The organism is Planctomycetia bacterium (genome assembly GCA_034440135.1).
In the GTDB taxonomy this organism is placed as follows: Bacteria; Planctomycetota; Planctomycetia; order Pirellulales; family JALHLM01; genus JALHLM01.
In genome coordinates, this window is sequence record JAWXBP010000197.1 from 1 (window position 1) to 16,499 (window position 16,499).

At 62.6% G+C, this 16,499-nt stretch carries 10 protein-coding genes; 5 read left to right on the forward strand and 5 right to left on the reverse strand.

The genetic code is table 11. From position 1 onward, the window contains the following. The 3 genes from SGJ19_11465 to SGJ19_11475 all read left to right on the forward strand — a co-directional run. The coding region (locus SGJ19_11465; GenBank protein MDZ4780862.1) for a WD40 repeat domain-containing protein at positions 1-1,225 on the forward strand (1,225 nt) is incomplete at its 5' end. Positions 1,226-1,506: 281 nt separating this feature from the next. Continuing rightward, complete coding sequence (locus SGJ19_11470) at positions 1,507-4,827, forward strand: DUF1553 domain-containing protein (protein ID MDZ4780863.1); 3,321 nt, start codon at positions 1,507-1,509, stop codon at positions 4,825-4,827. Between the two features lie 128 nt (positions 4,828-4,955). Continuing rightward, complete coding sequence (locus SGJ19_11475) at positions 4,956-6,593, forward strand: adenylate/guanylate cyclase domain-containing protein (protein ID MDZ4780864.1); 1,638 nt, start codon at positions 4,956-4,958, stop codon at positions 6,591-6,593. Between the two features lie 15 nt (positions 6,594-6,608). Here the strand turns inward: SGJ19_11475 and SGJ19_11480 are convergent, their stop codons facing one another. Beyond that, positions 6,609-7,583, reverse strand: a complete 975-nt coding sequence (locus SGJ19_11480; protein MDZ4780865.1) for a metallophosphoesterase — start codon at positions 7,581-7,583, stop codon at positions 6,609-6,611. Between the two features lie 235 nt (positions 7,584-7,818). Between SGJ19_11480 and SGJ19_11485 the strand changes: the two genes are divergently transcribed. Further along, positions 7,819-8,886 (forward strand): tRNA-dihydrouridine synthase, encoded by a 1,068-nt coding sequence (locus tag SGJ19_11485; protein ID MDZ4780866.1) that lies wholly within the window; start codon positions 7,819-7,821, stop codon positions 8,884-8,886. Positions 8,887-8,970: 84 nt separating this feature from the next. On the opposite strand, the gene rnhA is transcribed toward SGJ19_11485, so the two are convergent. Next, positions 8,971-9,444 (reverse strand): ribonuclease HI, encoded by a 474-nt coding sequence (rnhA, locus tag SGJ19_11490; protein ID MDZ4780867.1) that lies wholly within the window; start codon positions 9,442-9,444, stop codon positions 8,971-8,973. A 243-nt stretch (positions 9,445-9,687) separates the two neighbouring features. After that, entirely contained in the window at positions 9,688-11,490 is a 1,803-nt protein-coding gene (locus SGJ19_11495; GenBank protein MDZ4780868.1) for an ATP-binding protein, read from the reverse strand. 232 nt (positions 11,491-11,722) lie between these two features. Here SGJ19_11495 and SGJ19_11500 point away from each other — a divergent pair, with 232 nt between their 5' ends. Next, positions 11,723-12,928, forward strand: coding sequence for an iron-containing alcohol dehydrogenase (locus SGJ19_11500; GenBank protein ID MDZ4780869.1), 1,206 nt, complete (start codon positions 11,723-11,725; stop codon positions 12,926-12,928). Between the two features lie 125 nt (positions 12,929-13,053). Here SGJ19_11500 and SGJ19_11505 read toward each other — a convergent pair whose 3' ends face one another. Both SGJ19_11505 and SGJ19_11510 read right to left on the reverse strand, forming a co-directional pair. Next, positions 13,054-14,787, reverse strand: a complete 1,734-nt coding sequence (locus SGJ19_11505; GenBank protein ID MDZ4780870.1) for a M14 family metallopeptidase — start codon at positions 14,785-14,787, stop codon at positions 13,054-13,056. 23 nt (positions 14,788-14,810) lie between these two features. Then, on the reverse strand, positions 14,811-16,499 hold a 1,689-nt coding region (locus tag SGJ19_11510), incomplete at its 5' end, for a M14 family metallopeptidase (GenBank protein ID MDZ4780871.1).

Here is a 16,499-nt window from a genome sequence, read left to right on the forward strand (position 1 = left end):
GCTCAAGGCGGGCGGCAGCGAACTGCCGATCGTCACGCCTGGCAAGGTGGACGAAAGCTCGTTGATCGAAAAAATCATTGCGCCGGAAGGCGAGACGCCGGCGATGCCTAAAGACGCTCCGCCGCTCAAGCCGGTGCAGGTCGACTTGATTCGGCGCTGGATTGAAGCCGGCGCGCCGGACGATACGCCCGTCACCGCCCAAGAGGTGATCGACGCCGAGCATCCGCCGAAATATGAACAAGCGCCGGTGATCACCGCGCTGGAGTTCTCGCCGGACGGTGCGCTGCTGGCCGTATCGGGCTATCACGAAGTGTTGTTGTGGAAGGCGGACGGCTCGGAATTGGTCGCGCGGTTGGTGGGGCTTTCCGAGCGTGTCGAGTCGCTCGCATTTTCTCCGGACGGAACAAAGCTCGCTGTGACGGGCGGTTCGCCGTCGCGTTTTGGCGAAGTGCAGATTTGGGACGTCGCGGAGCGCAAGCTCCTGTTTTCGCAGTCCGTAACTTATGACACGCTCTATGGCGCAAGCTGGTCGCCGGACGGCACGAAGCTGGCCTTCGGCTGCGGCGACAACACATTGCGGGCGATCGACGCCACGACCGGCGCGGCGGTGCTCTATCAGGGAGCGCACAGCGATTGGGTGCTGGACACGGTGTTCTCCGCCGCGGGCACGCACGTCGTTTCGGTGAGCCGCGACCAAAGCATGAAGCTCACGGAGTTAGCCACGCAGCGCTTCGAAGACAACATCACCAGCATTACGCCGGGCGCGCTGAAAGGTGGCCTGGCGAGCGTGGATCGCCATCCGACGAAGGATGAGTTGTTGATTGGCGGCGCCGACGGCATGCCGAAGATCTATCAAATGTTTCGCACCCAGAACCGGCAAATCGGCGACGACTTCAATAAACTTCGCGAATTCGAGGCGATGCCGGGCCGCGTGTATTCCGTCGCGTACAGCACGGATGGCAACAAGATCATCGCCGGCAGCAGCCTTGACGGGACCGGCGAAGTGCGGGTGTACGACGCCAACGACAGCCATTTGATTTCCAAATTGAAAGCGGAACCTGGGCCGGTGTTCGCGGTGGATTTGACGCCGGATGCTGCGATCGGCGCGGCGGCCGGGTTTGACGGCAAGCTGCGAATTTTCGATGCGGCGACCGGCGAGGTGAAGCGGGAGTTTTTGCCGGTTCCGCTGGTGGACGACGGTGCGGTGGCGCTGAAGGGCAAATAGTGCGAAGTGGTGGATGGGGCGAACATACACGCTCCGAATCGAATGCGAAAAGTTGAGCCCCTACGGGGCGGCAGGTAATAGCCAGGGGTGCGAACCCCTGGTGTGTGTTGCGGCCAAGGCGTTATGAGCCCCGACGGGGCGACACTTTGCAAGTATTCTTTGTGTCGCCCCGTTGGGTCTATGGTAACTCACCTTGCTTCAGTCCAGGGGTTCGCACCCCTGGCTATTACCTGCCGCCCCCTTCGGGGCTTTGCGGATTCTGGTCAATACACGAGGTTGCCATGAACGATACTCGGATGCTGTTCCACTTCGTGCTCGCCATGTTGCTGCTGGGCGTTCCGCGATTCGCGTCGGCGGATGACGCCGCTACGGCCGAGCAACTTGCGCCGGGCATGGAATTGGTCGAGCTGACCGTGAATCCCGCGGAGATCGTCTTTGACGATCGTTTCGACTACTCCCAACTGCTGGTGACCGGCAAGTTATCGACCGGCGAGGAGTTGGATGTTACGCGCATGGTCGAAGTGCAGGCCCCGAGCGAGTTCGTGGAAGTTTCGCCGACGGGCCTGGTGCGGCCCAAGCTGGACGGCGCGGGCGAGTTGCGGTTCAAGCTGGCCGGCAAAGAGGTCGCCGTGCCAGTGAAAGCAACGGGCTTTGACGCCAAGTTCGACGTGAGCTTTGTGCGGGATGTGAATCCGGCGCTTGGCAAGTTGGGTTGCAACGCCGGCACGTGCCACGGGGCGAAGGACGGCAAGAACGGATTTAAGCTCTCGTTGCGCGGATACGACCCGATCTACGATCACCGCGCGCTGACGGACGACCTGGAAGGACGGCGATTCAATCGCGCCGCGCCGGATCATAGTTTGATGCTGTTGAAACCCTCCGGCGTTGCACCGCACGTCGGCGGCGTGTTGATGCATCCGGGGCAGCCGTACTACGAGTTACTGCGGATGTGGATCGCGCAAGGCGTGAAGCTCGACCTCGATGCGCCGCGCGTGAGCGGCATCGAGATCATTCCGCAGAATCCGACGCTGCCGCTGCCTGGCATGAAGCAACAGATGAAGGTGCTGGCCACGTACACGAACGGCCAGGTGCGCGACGTTTCGGCCGAAGCGTTTTTGGAAAGCAGCCTGACCGAAGTGCTGACGGTGGATCGCGCTGGCCTCGCGACCGGCGTGCGCCGGGGCGAAGCAGCCGTACTCGCCCGCTTCGAAGGCTCGTACGCGGCGACCACCGTGGTGGTGATGGGAGACCGGAGCGGCTTCGAGTGGCAGCAGCCGGTGGTGCAGAATCATCTCGACGAATTAGTCGACGCCAAGTTGCAGCGGTTGAAGATTTTGCCAAGCGAGCTCTGCACCGACGCGGAATTCCTGCGCCGCGTACGGCTTGATCTCTGCGGCGTACCGCCGACGCCGGAGCAAGTTCGGGCGTTCGTAGCGGATGAGCGCCCGTCGCGCGAGAAGCGCGATGAATTGATCGATCAACTCATTGGCAGCCCGGAGTTTGTCGAGCATTGGACGAACAAATGGGCCGACATGCTGCAAGTGAACCGTAAGTTTCTCGGCGAGCAAGGCGCCACGGCGTTGCGAAACTGGATTCGCCAGGCGGTCGCGACAAACATGCCGTACGATCAATTCGCCTACGCGGTGTTGACGGCGGATGGCTCGACGTTGGAGAACCCGCCGGCCGCATATTACAAGGTGCTGCGCACGCCAGCCGACACAATGGAGAACACGACCCAGTTGTTCCTCGCCGTGCGGTTCAATTGCAACAAGTGCCACGACCATCCGTTCGAGCGCTGGACGCAGGACCAGTACTACCATCTGGCCGCGTACTTCGCCCAGGTCACGCGCAAGGATCATCCGGACTACGCGGAGCAACGCATCGGCGGCACCGACGTGGAGTTCGGCAAGGCGCTCGTCGAGATCGTTTACGACCAGGATTCCGGCGAAGTGACGCACGACCGCACCGGCAAGATCGCCGAGCCGAGTTTCCCGTATCCCACGCCCGGCTCGGAAGCGGAAAGCGCTTCGCGGCGCGTGCAGTTGGCTCGCTGGTTGACGTCGAAGGACAATCAATACTTCGCGAAGAGCTATGTGAATCGCATTTGGAGCTATCTGCTGGGCGTCGGCATCATCGAGCCTGTGGATGACATCCGCGCCGGGAATCCGCCGTCGAACCCCGAGTTGCTGGAACGCCTCACGAACGACTTCGTGGCATCGAACTTCAACGTGCGGGAGATGATGCGGACGATCTGCAAATCACGGACCTATCAATTGTCGATCGTCACGAATCGCTGGAACGAAGACGATCAGACGAACTACGCCCATGCGGTGCCGCGGCGGTTGCCGGCGGAAACGCTGTACGACGCCCTGCAACAAGTCACCGGTCACCGGCCCGCGCTGCCTGGCCTGCCGGACGGTTCGTTGGCCTCGCAGCTTCCGGACTCCGGCGCCAAGGTGCCGGATGGGTTCTTGGAGTTGTTCGGCCGCCCGCCGCGTGAGAGCGCTTGCGAATGCGAACGCTCTTCCGGTGTCATGCTGGGGCAGATGTTGAACCTGGTGAACGGGCCGACCTTCGCGGAGGCGATCGGCGCGCCGAGCAATCGCATCGAAGCGGTCGTGCGCGAACATGCGGACGACGCCAAGGTCGTCGAGGAATTGTTCGTGGCCATTCTGAATCGCGTACCGAACGCGGCGGAAGTCGCGATCGGCGTCGAGGCCATGCATGGCGCGCAGGTCGATCGCGAACAACTGACGGAAGCCTTGGCAACTTACGAACGCGACGTACTGCCAGCCAATCAGGCCGCCTGGGAAGCGCAACAGGCCGCGCAAACTTGGACGCCCCTCAATGTCGAGAGCGTGCAGTCGGCCGCCGGGACGCAGTTCACGTTGTTGGAAGACGGCTCGTGGCTGGCGAGCGGCGGCAATCCGGACAAGGAGCAGGTCACGATCAAAGCCAGGACGCCGCTCGAAAGCTTGACCGCGATTCGCTTGGAAGTGTTGCCGGATGACTCTTTGTCGGCGCGAGGGCCAGGCCGCGCGGTGAACGGCAACTTCGTGTTGAGCGAATTCCGCGCGTCGGCCGCGGCGGGTGAAGGCGATGCGACAGGGCTCTCGTTCACCGTGGCTCAGGCCGATTTCTCGCAAGATGGCTGGCACGTTGGCGGCGCGATCGACGGCAACCCAGCCACCGGCTGGGCGGTAATGCCGTCCTTCGGGCAGCAGCACACGGCGGTCTTCGAGTTAGGGGCCGACGTGCAACACGCCAACGAAGCGGCTCTGACGTTCGAGCTGGTTCAAGAATACGGCGCGCAACACACCATCGGCCGCTTCCGGCTACTCGGCACCACGGCCGCGCGGCCGGTACGCATCGAGGGGTTGCCGGGCTCCATCGCGGCGATTCTCGCGACACCCAGCGCGGACCGCACCGATGCCCAGCGCACCGAATTGGCCGCGTACTATCGCCCGCTCGACGAGCAACTGCGCGTACATGAAAAAGCGCTGCAAACCATCGGGCGCGACGCCGCCGAAGCCCGGCTGCGCGGCGCCCAAGACCTCGCCTGGGCCTTGCTGAACAGCCCCGCGTTCTTGTTTAATCGGTAGGGAGGAAGTAGGTGGAGTAGTTAGTAGGTGAAGTAGGGCGGATGCGCTGAGCTTCTCCTGATCACTACTTCACCTACCAACTACTTCACCTACTCTCTACTCCACCTACTTCCCCGAGACTCCCTTCCGTGGCCCGTCTTTGCTTCGTTTCGAACGGGAAGTCGATCGAACGCAATTTGCAAGGCGCGTTGATCACAATCGGCCGGGCCGAAACGAACGACATCGTGCTGGCGGACCTCGCCTCGTCGAGCAAGCACGCGCAACTGCGGCGCGCGGAGGACGGCTGGTATGTTGAAGACCGCGGGAGCCGGAACCATACCTTCGTCAACGGCTACCAGGTGGAGTCGCACCGGCTGGCGGACCGCGATCTGATCCAGATTGGCGCGTCGGAGTTGACGTTTTGCGCCGATCCCGAGTTCAGCCTGCTGATCGACGAGGAAGAGATCGCCGACGCCCTGGGCAGTTCGGTGGTGCATACGCGGCGCGTCGATGAGGAAGCGGCGCAATCGCTCGACCTGACGCGGATCGTGCAATCGCTCAAAGACCATCGCCGGCCCGCCGCGGCGGGAGCGAAATCGGAATCGCTCGACCCACTGGCGCTGGCGGAGGCTAAGCTTCTGACGTTGCAGCGCGTGAGCGAAAAGCTGGTCCACGCCGTCGACGGGCAACGGCTCAACGAAGAGATCCTGCAGATCGTGCTGGAGCAGACGCGTGCCGACCGCGGCGTGTTGTGCCTGCTCAACGCCGAAGGCAAGCCGGTGCCAATTGTTGCACATGGTCTGCAGCCGGGGGAATCGGTGCGGATCAGTCGCACCGTGCTCAAGCGGTTGCTGGACGAACGGTGCGGACTCTTGATCTCGCCTGATACCAGTTCCGCGGGAGCCTATGCGACGCTGGATCAGATGGGCGTCACTTCGGCGATGTGCGTACCGCTCTGGACCGGCGAAGAAATCATCGGCGCGCTGCTGTTGGAATCCACGCGGCCGGATCATGTATTCGGCGCGGCGGACCTGGAATTGCTGCTCGTGGTCGCGCATCAGGCGTCGATCGGAATCCAGCGCGGACGGTTGACGGAACGGGTCGAGGAAGAGCAGCGGGTGCGGAAGTTTCTTGCGCAATTTCTCGATCACCGCGTCGTGGCGCGGATTTCCCAGACCGGAGCGACGGACGACGCCCTGGCGCCGCGCGAGCAGCAGGTGACAATTCTGTTCACGGATATCGTTTCGTTCACCAAGCTCAGCGAGGGACTCCCGCCGACCGATGTGGCGGCCTTTGTGCAACAGTACCTGACGGCGATGACCGACATCGTATTCAAGTACGGCGGCACGATCGACAAATACATCGGCGACGCGATTATGGCCCTCTTCGGCGCGCCGGTCACCGGCGAGGACGACGCCACGGCGGCCGTGCAAGCCGCGCTCGAAATGCGCCGCACTTTGCCGACGATCACGCCGCCCGGCGCGAGCAAGACTGAGTTGCGCGCAAGATTTGGCATCAATACTGGGACGGTCGTCGTGGGCATGATCGGCTCGAAGCGCCGCGCGGAATACACTGCCATCGGCGACGCGGTGAACGTAGCGTCGCGGATTCAAACCTTCGCGCGGCCGAACGAGATCTGCATCGACGAAGTCACCAAGAGCAAGGTGGAAGCTCGCTTCGTGATGGAAGAGATCGGCATGATCGACGTGAAAAACCGTTTGCAGCCGCTGGCGGTGTTCAAGGTGCTCGGGGAGCGGTTGCAGCCGGTGAGCAAGCCAAGCGGGTGAGGTTCGACCTTCAGCTCACTTCCGCCGCGTACGATTCGCCGCGCGTTCGCGCTTTTCCTGATTGCGGACAACTTTCGCCGCGCGTTGCGCTTGTTTGCGAGCCGTCGGCGGGCGGCCGGCGTGGCCGAGTTGTTCCCCGTGTTCTTCGTCGATACTGCCGGGCGGCAGGCCGAGTTCGAAGATCGTGACTTCACGCTTCGCGCGCTGGCCGACGCGGAGCGGCATCACCGCCGCGCCGATGCCGGCGCCAACGTAGACCGCGCCCGACGGGGGGCCGGTTTGACGTGTGCCATAGAGGCCATGGACGTAGCGATGGCCGATCATGCGGCCGAAGATCATTTCATTTAATCCCGCGACGGTGACCTGGCCGGCGTGCGTGTGTCCCGAAAGCACGAGCGGCACGCCGTGCTCCCAGAGCGATTCCGCCTCTTCGGCGATGTGGGAGAGGGCGATCGCGGGCAGGTCGTGATGCAGCCCGCGAACCGCTTTCTTGACGTCGGCGTGGCCGGTGTAAGCGTCGTCGACGCCTACGATCTGTACTTTCTGCCCGGCGATTTCCACGACGGTGTGAGCGTTGTCCAGCACTTCTATGTTCGCCTTGCGCAGCACCTGGCGGATTTCCCGCGAGCCGGACCAATGGTCGTGGTTGCCGAGCGTGGCGTAGACCGGACCCTCGAAACGCACGAGGACGTCGCGCAGCTCGTCGAGATATCTTTGCCCGTGGCAGACGAAATCGCCGGTCAATGCGATTAAGTCTGGCTTGGCGGCGTTGGCGAGCGCCGCGGCCTCGAATTGGACCCGCATGGGCGTCACGCGGCCGACGTGCAGGTCGGTGACATGCACGATCCGCAGCGGGCGTTCCAACTGCGTGGCGTGGACGGCGTGCCCGGCGAAACGGCGGACGGCGATCGACGACCGCAGTGGCAGCAATTCGCGCAGCAATTCCCAGGGAGGTCGCAGCCCCGGCGAACGTGAAAGGCGGTCCTGCATAGAAGTAAGCGTCAAAGCGGCGGGCGGCGGCCGCGGGAGTCGGTCTGGTTGGGGCGGCCACAAACTGGCCGGCTAGCGAATTTTACGTCAATCCTGCCGGTTGGTACATCGAACGTCGGAGGTTTTCGGCAGCGCCGCTTTTGGCGGCATCCTCGGTCTTACTCAGCCGATGCACTCTGCGTGCCAATCGGCGGGGCGGCTTCTGCTTGGGGCGGGGATCGGCGATAGTAATTGAATGCTTCCATTCAAACCTTTGCAGATTGGTCCGGTCGCGATTGGCTTTCCGGTCGTACAGGCTGCGCTCAGCGGGTACAGCGACTGGGCGATGCGGATGATCGCGCGGCGGTTGGGGGCGCCCTACACGTTGTGCGAAGTGGTGTTGGACCGGATCGTGATCCAGGCCGGAAAAAAGACGCGGTTGAAACGGCTCCGCGTCACGGCGGACGAGCAGCCGGTCGGCGGACAACTCATGGGGAGCGACCCGGTGGAGTTCGGCCGCGCCGCGCGCGAGTTGGCGTTGGTGGGCTTCCGTGTGATCGACATCAATTTCGGTTGCCCCGTGAAGAAGGTGCTCGGACGGTGCCGCGGCGGCTATCACTTGAGTCGGCCCGACGTGGCATTGGAGATCGTTTCCCGGGTGCGCGAGGCGGTGCCATCAGAGATTCCCGTCACGGTGAAAATGCGGCGCGGCATAGATGATACGGCCGAAAGCAGGGACAAGTTCTTCGAGATCTTCGACGGGGCGTTCGCGCGCGGCATCGCGGCGGCCACCGTGCATGGCCGCACGGTGGAGCAGCGCTACGTCGGGCCGAGCCGCTGGTCATTCCTGAGCGAAGTGAAGCGGCACGCCGGCGATCGCATCATCCTGGGGAGCGGCGATCTGTTCACCGCCGCCGATTGCCTGAACATGCTGCGCGAGACGGGCGTCGATGGCGTGACCGCGGCGCGCGGGGCGATCGGCAACCCATGGATTTTCCGGCAAGCGCAAGCGCTCGCGGCGGGAGAGCCGCTGCCAGCGCCGCCCAGCTTGTTCGAGCAACGCGCCGTAATTGAAGAACACTACCGGCTCGCGGAGCAAATCTACGGGCTGGAGCCGTGCTGTCGGCAGATGCGCAAATTCGGCATCAAATACTCGCAACTGCACCCGGAACCGTTGGCCCTACGCGAAGCGTTCATCAGCGTCCGTCAACCCGGCGAATGGCAGCAAGTGCTGGATCGGTGGTACGCCGAAGACCTGCCCGGGCGTCATCCATCCGTGGCGGAACAAGCGGACACGGTCGAAACCGACTGCGGAGTGAGTTGAGGAAGAAAGTAGGTGGAGCAGGTGAAGTAGTCAGTAGGTGGAGTAGCTTCACGGAACCTGAACACTGAAAACTTCAAACTCCCCTCAAACATTTCTCGGCCGCAGAAACTTCTGGTATGCCGCGACCGCGAGCTCGTCGCAGCGCTCGTTTTCCGCATGTCCGCTGTGGCCGCGAACGTGGGTGAAGCGGATGTTGTGTTTGGCGCGGAGTTCGTCGAGTTTGCGCCAGAGCTCTTCGTTCTTGACTTCGGCCCACTTCGACCCTTCGCGGCGTCGCCAGCCGTTGGCCTTCCACTTGGCGAGCCACTCGCTGAGTCCCTTGCCGACATACTGGCTGTCGACGATCAGTTCCACGTCGGAGGGTTGGTTGAGCGCCCCGAGCCCTTCGATCACGGCGGTGAGCTCCATGCGATTGTTGGTCGTTTCGAGGACGCCGCCGGAGCGCTCGATTTCTTTGCCGGAGGCCGGATGACGAAGGACGAAGGCCCAGCCGCCAGGGCCGGGATTGCCGCTGCACGCGCCGTCGGCGAAGAGTTGCACTTGGGGGAGGTCGGGCATAAATGGGTGTATTGATTTCTGTGGCCGGCCCTTGTGAGGCCGATGGAGTGGACGTGGAATGAATACAAAACGTGGGTTGTGGACGGCGCGGCCGAGTCACCGACCTCGGCTATAGTCGTAGTTAGCTTTTGGAACCACGAAAGGCACGAAATACACGAACAGATTGGAAAAGTTCGCGATGGCGAAATCCGTTCGTGACTTTCGTGTCTTTCGTGGTTCACATCCGCAAACCCTGGTGGCTTCTCATAGGTTAGCGCCGGCGGCGAGCGTGGCGGCGGGGTGTTCTTGTTCGAGGCGCGTCGTCGCGCGGGCAAGGTCGTTGGCGGCTTCGATGAGCGTGCCTTGGAGGTTGGAGACATCGTTGAGTTGGTAAGGAACGCGGACCGTGAACGTGCTGCCCTTGCCGAGCTCGCTTTCGAGTTCGACTTCACCGCCCAGAAGTCGGCAAAGCTCCTTGACGATTGAGAGCCCCAGCCCGGTGCCGGAATGTTCGCGGGTCATGGCGTCGCCGGTGGGGGACGCGGAACTGCCTTGGCGGAACTTTTCGAAGACCGTCGCCTGATCCTCCGGCGCGATGCCGACGCCGGTATCGGCTACCATCATGACCAGTTCGTTCCCTTCCTGCGCGGCGGAAGCCGTGATGCGCCCTCCCTCCGGCGTGAACTTAATGGCGTTCGACAGCAGGTTGTTGAAGATCTGCTGGATCTTCGCCTGATCTTGATACAGTTCCGGCAGCTCCGGCTGGATGTGCAGGTCGAGATCGATGTTCTTCTTTTCGGTGAGCGGCCGGGCCATGTCGCATTGCGCGTGCAGCACGTGCTCGATGCGGAAACTCGCCGGGCGGACGTTCATCTTGCCGCTCTCGATCTTGGCCAGATCGAGCACCTCGTTGATCATCTCCAGCAGCACCTTGCCGGATTTTTGGATGTTCAGCACGTAGCGGCGCTGCTTTTCGTCCAGCGTGCGAATGGACGCCAGCACGTCACTGAACCCGATGATGCTGTTGAGCGGCGTGCGCAGCTCGTGGCTCATCGTGGCCAGGAAGTCCCCCTTCAAGCGGTTGGCCTCGAACAGCCGCATATTCGCCTGGGCGAGTTGATCGACCTTGCCGTCGAGATCGGCGTTCACTTCGCGCAGTTCCTGCTGCACCGCCATGAGGTGGCGCAACATGCGATTGAACGCGATGCCCAGCTCTTCAAATTCGTCGGCGGTTTGAATATCGGCGCGCATCTCCATGTTGCCGCGGCTGATCGCGTCGCTGACGTCGCGCAAGTGATTGAGCGGTTTCACGATCACATATTTCACGATCGCCCAAGAGGCAATCATCGCCAGAAACACGGTGACCACGGCGAGCGACGCCAACGTGGCGCGATTGCGCTGCAGATCGCGTTCCGCCTGGGCGCGCGGGAATTCCAGCTTCACCAATCCGAGCGCGTCGCCGATTTGCAGTTTCGCACCGGCTACGGAGGCCTCGGCTTCGGTCATCTGCTCCGTCCAGTAGGGCGGCCTCACCAAGGTGTGGCAAATGACGCACCGTTCCGACGATGCTCGAACGGGCTGAAAGTATTGATACTTGGAGCCGTCCGGCGAAACCGCGGAAAAAGCTTCCGGCTCGCCCAACTCGTCGGTCGCAACAAAGTCTGGTCGATGGATCGGAAACTTGTCAGTCAAGACGTCCCATTCTTTGTCGTCGACGGGTTTGCTGGTGAATTCGTTCTCGGTGATGTTGTGACGCAGAAATGTGGCGACATAGTCGTTGCCGCGCATCTCGTCTTGCAACGCCTTGACCGAAAGGCCGAAATCATCCCCACCTGGCGCACTCTCGTCTTTTTGCTGATAAACCGACCAATGCCGATTTGTGACGAAGGATTTGGCGAGGAACTTGCCCGTGCTGCGATTCTGCCGTTCGACGAGCAACTCGGTCTGCCGCGAATAGGCCAGAAAGCTGCCGGAAATTAGCAAAAACAGGCACGCACCGAACAAGAAGCGGCATTTCCGCTCCAGGCTGGTTTCGCCGACGATGCGTTTGAGCGAGCGGTATGACATGCGGTCCTTGGGCGGCCCCCGGCGAGCATCATCGGCGCGCGATGAGGAAGCAAATCGCGTGACCGCCTCATTTTACGCCATTCGTGCGCATTCAGCCAAGCCGAATGGAAGAGCCGCGCCGGGATGGACCAGATATCGCTGATTGTTTTTCGGCCAAGCATCGGGTTCAATGCATGCTGAGGGGCGGCGCGAAGGCTTTTGTGTTGATTTGCCTGCTGGAGAGGACCGCGCCATGAGGTCGACCTGGACCTTTCATTCCGCCGGAGAAATCGTCTTCGGACCCGGCTCCGCGAACCAATTGGGGGACCGCGCCGCCAGGGCAGGCCTGCGGCGCGTGCTGATCGTGACCGATCCGCCGTTGGCGGCCGCAGGCATCTTGGAACAGGCGAGGTTGCCCCTCGAAGCCGCGGGATTGGCCGTGGAAGTCTTTGACGGCGGCGAACCAGAGCCGAATTTTGCCGTGGTGGACCGCTGCGTATCGGCCGCTCGACGATTTCGCCCGGACGCCTTGCTGGGCCTCGGCGGCGGCAGCAACATGGACCTGGCGAAGATCACGGCCGTCGTCCTGGCGCATGGCGGAGCACCGCGCGACTACGTCGGCGACGATCGCATTTGCGGCCCCGTGGCGGCGATCATCTGTGTGCCGACGACGGCCGGCACTGGCAGCGAGGTCTCGGCGTCGTGCGTATTGACCGACGAGGAAGCGCACCTCAAAGTCGGCATCTTGAGTAACTATTTGCGGCCGCGGCTGGCGATCGTCGACCCGTTGTTGACGATGGGTTGTCCGAGACGCGTGACGGCCGACGCCGGCATCGACGCGCTGACGCATGCGATTGAGGCATACACCGCGGTGGACAACGAATTCTTTCCCTTGCCGCCGGGCGAGCGCACCGTCTATCAAGGGAAACATCCGTTAGGCGATTGCATTGCGGAGAAAGCGATCGCACTGGCGGGCGAACACCTGGTGCGGGCGGTGGAAGAGCCGGACAACTTGACGGCGCGGACCGGCATGGCACTCGCGGCGACGCTGGGCGGCCTGGCGTTTTCGAACGTCGGCGTCGCGCTGGTCCACGCGATGGAGTATCCGATCGGCGGCGCGGTGCATTGCTCGCACGGCCAGGGAAACGGTTTGTTGCTGCCTTACGTGATGCGGTTCAACTTGCCGGCACGGAAGGCTGCGTTCGCGCGCGTGGCGAAGTTGCTTGGCCGCCAAGTGCAGGGCATCGAAATTGAAGTGGCCGCCGAGGAAGCGGTCACCGCCGTGGAGCAAACGCGCGAGCGAATCGGCATTCCGCGCCGTTTACGCGAGTTGGGCGTGACCGAAGAGCAGTTGCCGGATTTCGCCGACAAGGCGTTCGCGGTAAAGCGCATTCTGAGGGTGAATCCGCGGATGCCGTCGCGCGACGAGATTCTGGAAATCTATCGCGCGGCCTGGTAATCGCACTGCCGACCTCGGTAGCCGGCCTCTGTGAGGCCGGTGGAGTGGACGTGTTTGGCAATGGTCCGACGTTTCTGGAGAGAACGCCGAGGTCACAGACCTCGGCTACAGACGACAGATGCGCTTTACGGCAATGTTTTTTCAATGGAGACGGCGCCCGCTTTCACGCTGTCGTATTCGATCGTGAACGGTCCCGTACCCGCGACGATCCAGCGGGCGTGGATTACGCCGTGGCCGGGGATCGACTCGATGCGGATCGCCGCTGGCCGGCGCGGTTGTTCCTTCGGCTGCTCGAAGAAACGATCGTCAGATGTGAGACCGGCGATGACGCGCAGTTGGCCGCCGGTGATCTTCAGCAAATCTGGCCGCGTCACTTTGCGTTCGGCGGCGAAGCCGGCGCGGGTGGGAATGGCGCGCTCGTTGCGGACGTGGACGGTGATTTGTTGCAGGCCGCCGCGCAGCGGTTGGATCTCGATTTGATCGAAGGCGATTTGCGGCAGTTGATCGGCGTGATAGAAGGTGAACGCCATGTTGCGGTGACACTCTTCTTCCAGCAGAAACGACGGCGGCTGCCGGCGCCAATTCTTTTTCACGCCGCCGACTTCGACCTTGCCATACAACGGGTGTTCGACCTCGCGCCACGCCGCAACGCCTTCACCGAACAAGAGCAGCTTGTTGAACTCGTCGAGATTGTGCTCGGCGTCCAGCGGTTTGCGAAAATAGTTTTCGTCGGAGAACAGCTCGTTCGTGAACGGGAAAATTCCCTGCGTGGCGTAAAGCCAATCGACTTCGCCGCCGTAGACTTCGTACAGCTCTTCGGCGATGTTCATCGAGCGATAGCCGGGGAGCATTTTTTCGCCTTCTTTGGCGATGGCCATCATTACTTCCAAGTCGCGGCCATTGAATCCATCGTCCTTCGCGCCGGGCCCACGGAGGATCATGCCGCCGAAGTTGTGGTAGGACTGCGCGCCGGCGATATTCGCGTGGGCCGTGATGAAGTCGGCGGCGAACCGGTCTTCCAGAATCGAGAACGGATACTGATGCGCGCCCCCTTGCACGTACTCAGGCTGCCAGTTCCAGGCCCAATTGCGGTTGGGATCGTAAGATCCGTCGCCGTCTTCGTTGACGCGACCGTCGCCGTCGTTGTCGAAGCCTTCCGTGCCGAGCATCGTGAATGCTCCGCGCTCCCCGGGTTTCACTTCGACCATCACGCCGGGGTTGTCGTCGCTTTCTTTCCAGCGCCCGAGCGCATCGCGGATCCGCATGCGCGTGATGCTGCCGTCGCCGTCCAGGTCGTCGGGGCCGTCTTCATCGATGAGGCCGTCGCGGTCGTCATCGACCGGGCGCTGGCCGCTGCGGGGAGAATGTGTGTTGTTCGGTTCGTAGAAGTGCGCGTCGCGCGAATCGGGACTAAGGATCGGCAGGATGTAGAACACGCGATCGTCGACCAGCCGGGTGACCAGTTCATTGCGGCCGTACATTTCCAACAGGAACCAGGCCGTGTAGAGGCACACTTCCGTGGCCTGCACTTCGTTGGCGTGGATGCAGCCATCAATCCACATGCCTGGCTTGCGCTGCACGTCCCCCTTGGCGAAGTTGGTGATGGTGATCACTTGCAGCTCGCGGCCTTCGTAGGACTTGCCGAGCGTTTCGAGCTTAGCGCGTTCCGGATGGCCGTCGACGAGGGCTTTCAAGAGCGCAGCGGTCGCTTCGCCGTCGTGATACTGGTTCCACTGCGCGGCGACTTTGGGCTGCACCGGCGCGCCCATCGCCTTATAGGGCACGCGCTCTGCGGCGGATGCGTTCGCCGCCACAAGGCAAGACAGCGCGATGAGATAGCGAAGGAAGGATTTCGACATGCTCACGATCCGAGTGGGGCGTTTCACTTGAGTTCGATCTCCACGGTCGCTTCGCCGACGGCGGGCGCCGCGGCATGCAGGCGTGGCGTGTTTGTATTGGACTCGCCACGCAAGAGCAGCCATTCAAGTTCTCTCGCGCCGCCGCTCGCGGCGAGCGGCGCGATCTGCTGGCGCAGGTTGCCGGTGATGAGCGTGCAACCATCCGGCAGGGTGAGTGTGACTTGCAGTGGATAGGGATACTCGGCGAGGCGGCCCATTTCCGGCAGAGTGGGTAGCTGGCCTTCGTTGACGATCAAAGCGGTAACGCGAAATACCCCGGCCCCGACCGATTCCGCGCGCTCGTCGCGAATCGTGAGACGCGGCATCACTTCCGGCAGCGATGTCAGGAAGGCGAAATGTTTTTGCGCGAGCGGGTCTAACTCCGCCGCGGGCGGATTCAACGTGACGAACGGATGGAATCCGCCGATCTCCACTTTTTGGCCGGGAAAATCGGGATGCTCGATCGCTGTCCATGGAACGAAGCCAGTGATGCCTTGTTTGTCGAGCCAGCGCAGGGCGTTGAGTTGATCTGCGGCGCGCGGGTCATCAGCCGGCGGCTTGGGCGGCTCTCCCTCGCCGGTTGTCGGGGGAGGCGTGATCTCGGTTTTCGGTGGCCACCAGGCGCGCGAGGCCAGGCTCCAGCGGCCGTAATGAAAATAAGCCCAGCGGACGAACGAGCCGTCGTACGTCGCGGATTCCGGCGCGTCGGCCCCGCCGTGCGCCTTTTGGAAGCGTTCGGCGAGCAATTTGGTGGACGGCGCGTCGTCGGGGAGCAGGCCGGTCTTGATGCGCGCCTGAGCGGCGCCGCTATCCGCTTCCCAAGGATGAAACAGGTTGTCCTCAGGGCTGAAGCTCAGGACGAGCGCGATGTTCGGATGGGCGAAACAGAAATCGGCCACCGCGCGGGTTTCCGGCTCCGAAACCGGCTGCGGGCCGACGCCGGGCTGAAAGAAGCGGTATTTGAAGGGAAAGTTGCGATGAAACTCGACGCCGCCTGGACCGTCTTCGTTGAAGGCTTCATCGTGATCGTTGTCGTAGCCTTCGGTGTAAAGGCGATAGACGCCGCGTTCGTGTTTCGTGCGATCGGCCGGAATGAGCAGACGGGCATCATTGGGATGCACGATCTGATCGCCTGCGACGTCCTCGACGCGCAGCATGGTGATCAGCCCGTCGCCGTTGAGGTCCTCGGGGCCATCTTCATCCGTATCGCCGTCGCGGTCGTCGTCGGATGGTCGCGTGTTCGCGGCGCGTTCGAAGTAGGGCGTGGTAAAACACGAAGCGCTCGCGTCGGGGCTCGGACGTGGGACGATGTAGATGGCGTAATGCTCCAGCAGCGCGGTTGTCGCCGCTTGCTGATCGGCGCCGGGAGCAATCAGACTGCGCGCGATGCGCGTGGCCAATTCGCTGCCGACCAGATGCGGTGCGACGACATTGCCGACGATCAGGATTGCTGGTTTCTTGCCCGGTTCGCCTTGAGCGATCGTGATCAGCGTGACGTCGCGCCCGGCGGCCGTGACGCCCAGCGACGTGACCGTCGCGAGCTCCGAGGCGTCGATCTCTGCGAGCTGGGTCTTCCAGGTGGGCTCGTCGGCGTAACCGTCGAGCGGTCCGGCCTGGGCGGCGGCCTGCGTCAACGCCAATACGAACAGACAAGCGAGCGAGTGAAGTAAGGA

What these genes read in the sequence shown, in the direction of transcription:
- SGJ19_11505 (MDZ4780870.1), bottom strand. Translation starts at nt 14,787, where the DNA reads ATGTCGAAATCCTTCCTTCGCTATCTCATCGCGCTGTCTTGCCTTGTG.
- SGJ19_11470 (MDZ4780863.1), top strand. Translation starts at nt 1,507, where the DNA reads ATGAACGATACTCGGATGCTGTTCCACTTCGTGCTCGCCATGTTGCTG.
- SGJ19_11495 (MDZ4780868.1), bottom strand. Translation starts at nt 11,490, where the DNA reads ATGTCATACCGCTCGCTCAAACGCATCGTCGGCGAAACCAGCCTGGAG.
- SGJ19_11480 (MDZ4780865.1), bottom strand. Translation starts at nt 7,583, where the DNA reads ATGCAGGACCGCCTTTCACGTTCGCCGGGGCTGCGACCTCCCTGGGAA.
- rnhA (MDZ4780867.1), bottom strand. Translation starts at nt 9,444, where the DNA reads ATGCCCGACCTCCCCCAAGTGCAACTCTTCGCCGACGGCGCGTGCAGC.
- SGJ19_11500 (MDZ4780869.1), top strand. Translation starts at nt 11,723, where the DNA reads ATGAGGTCGACCTGGACCTTTCATTCCGCCGGAGAAATCGTCTTCGGA.
- SGJ19_11485 (MDZ4780866.1), top strand. Translation starts at nt 7,819, where the DNA reads ATGCTTCCATTCAAACCTTTGCAGATTGGTCCGGTCGCGATTGGCTTT.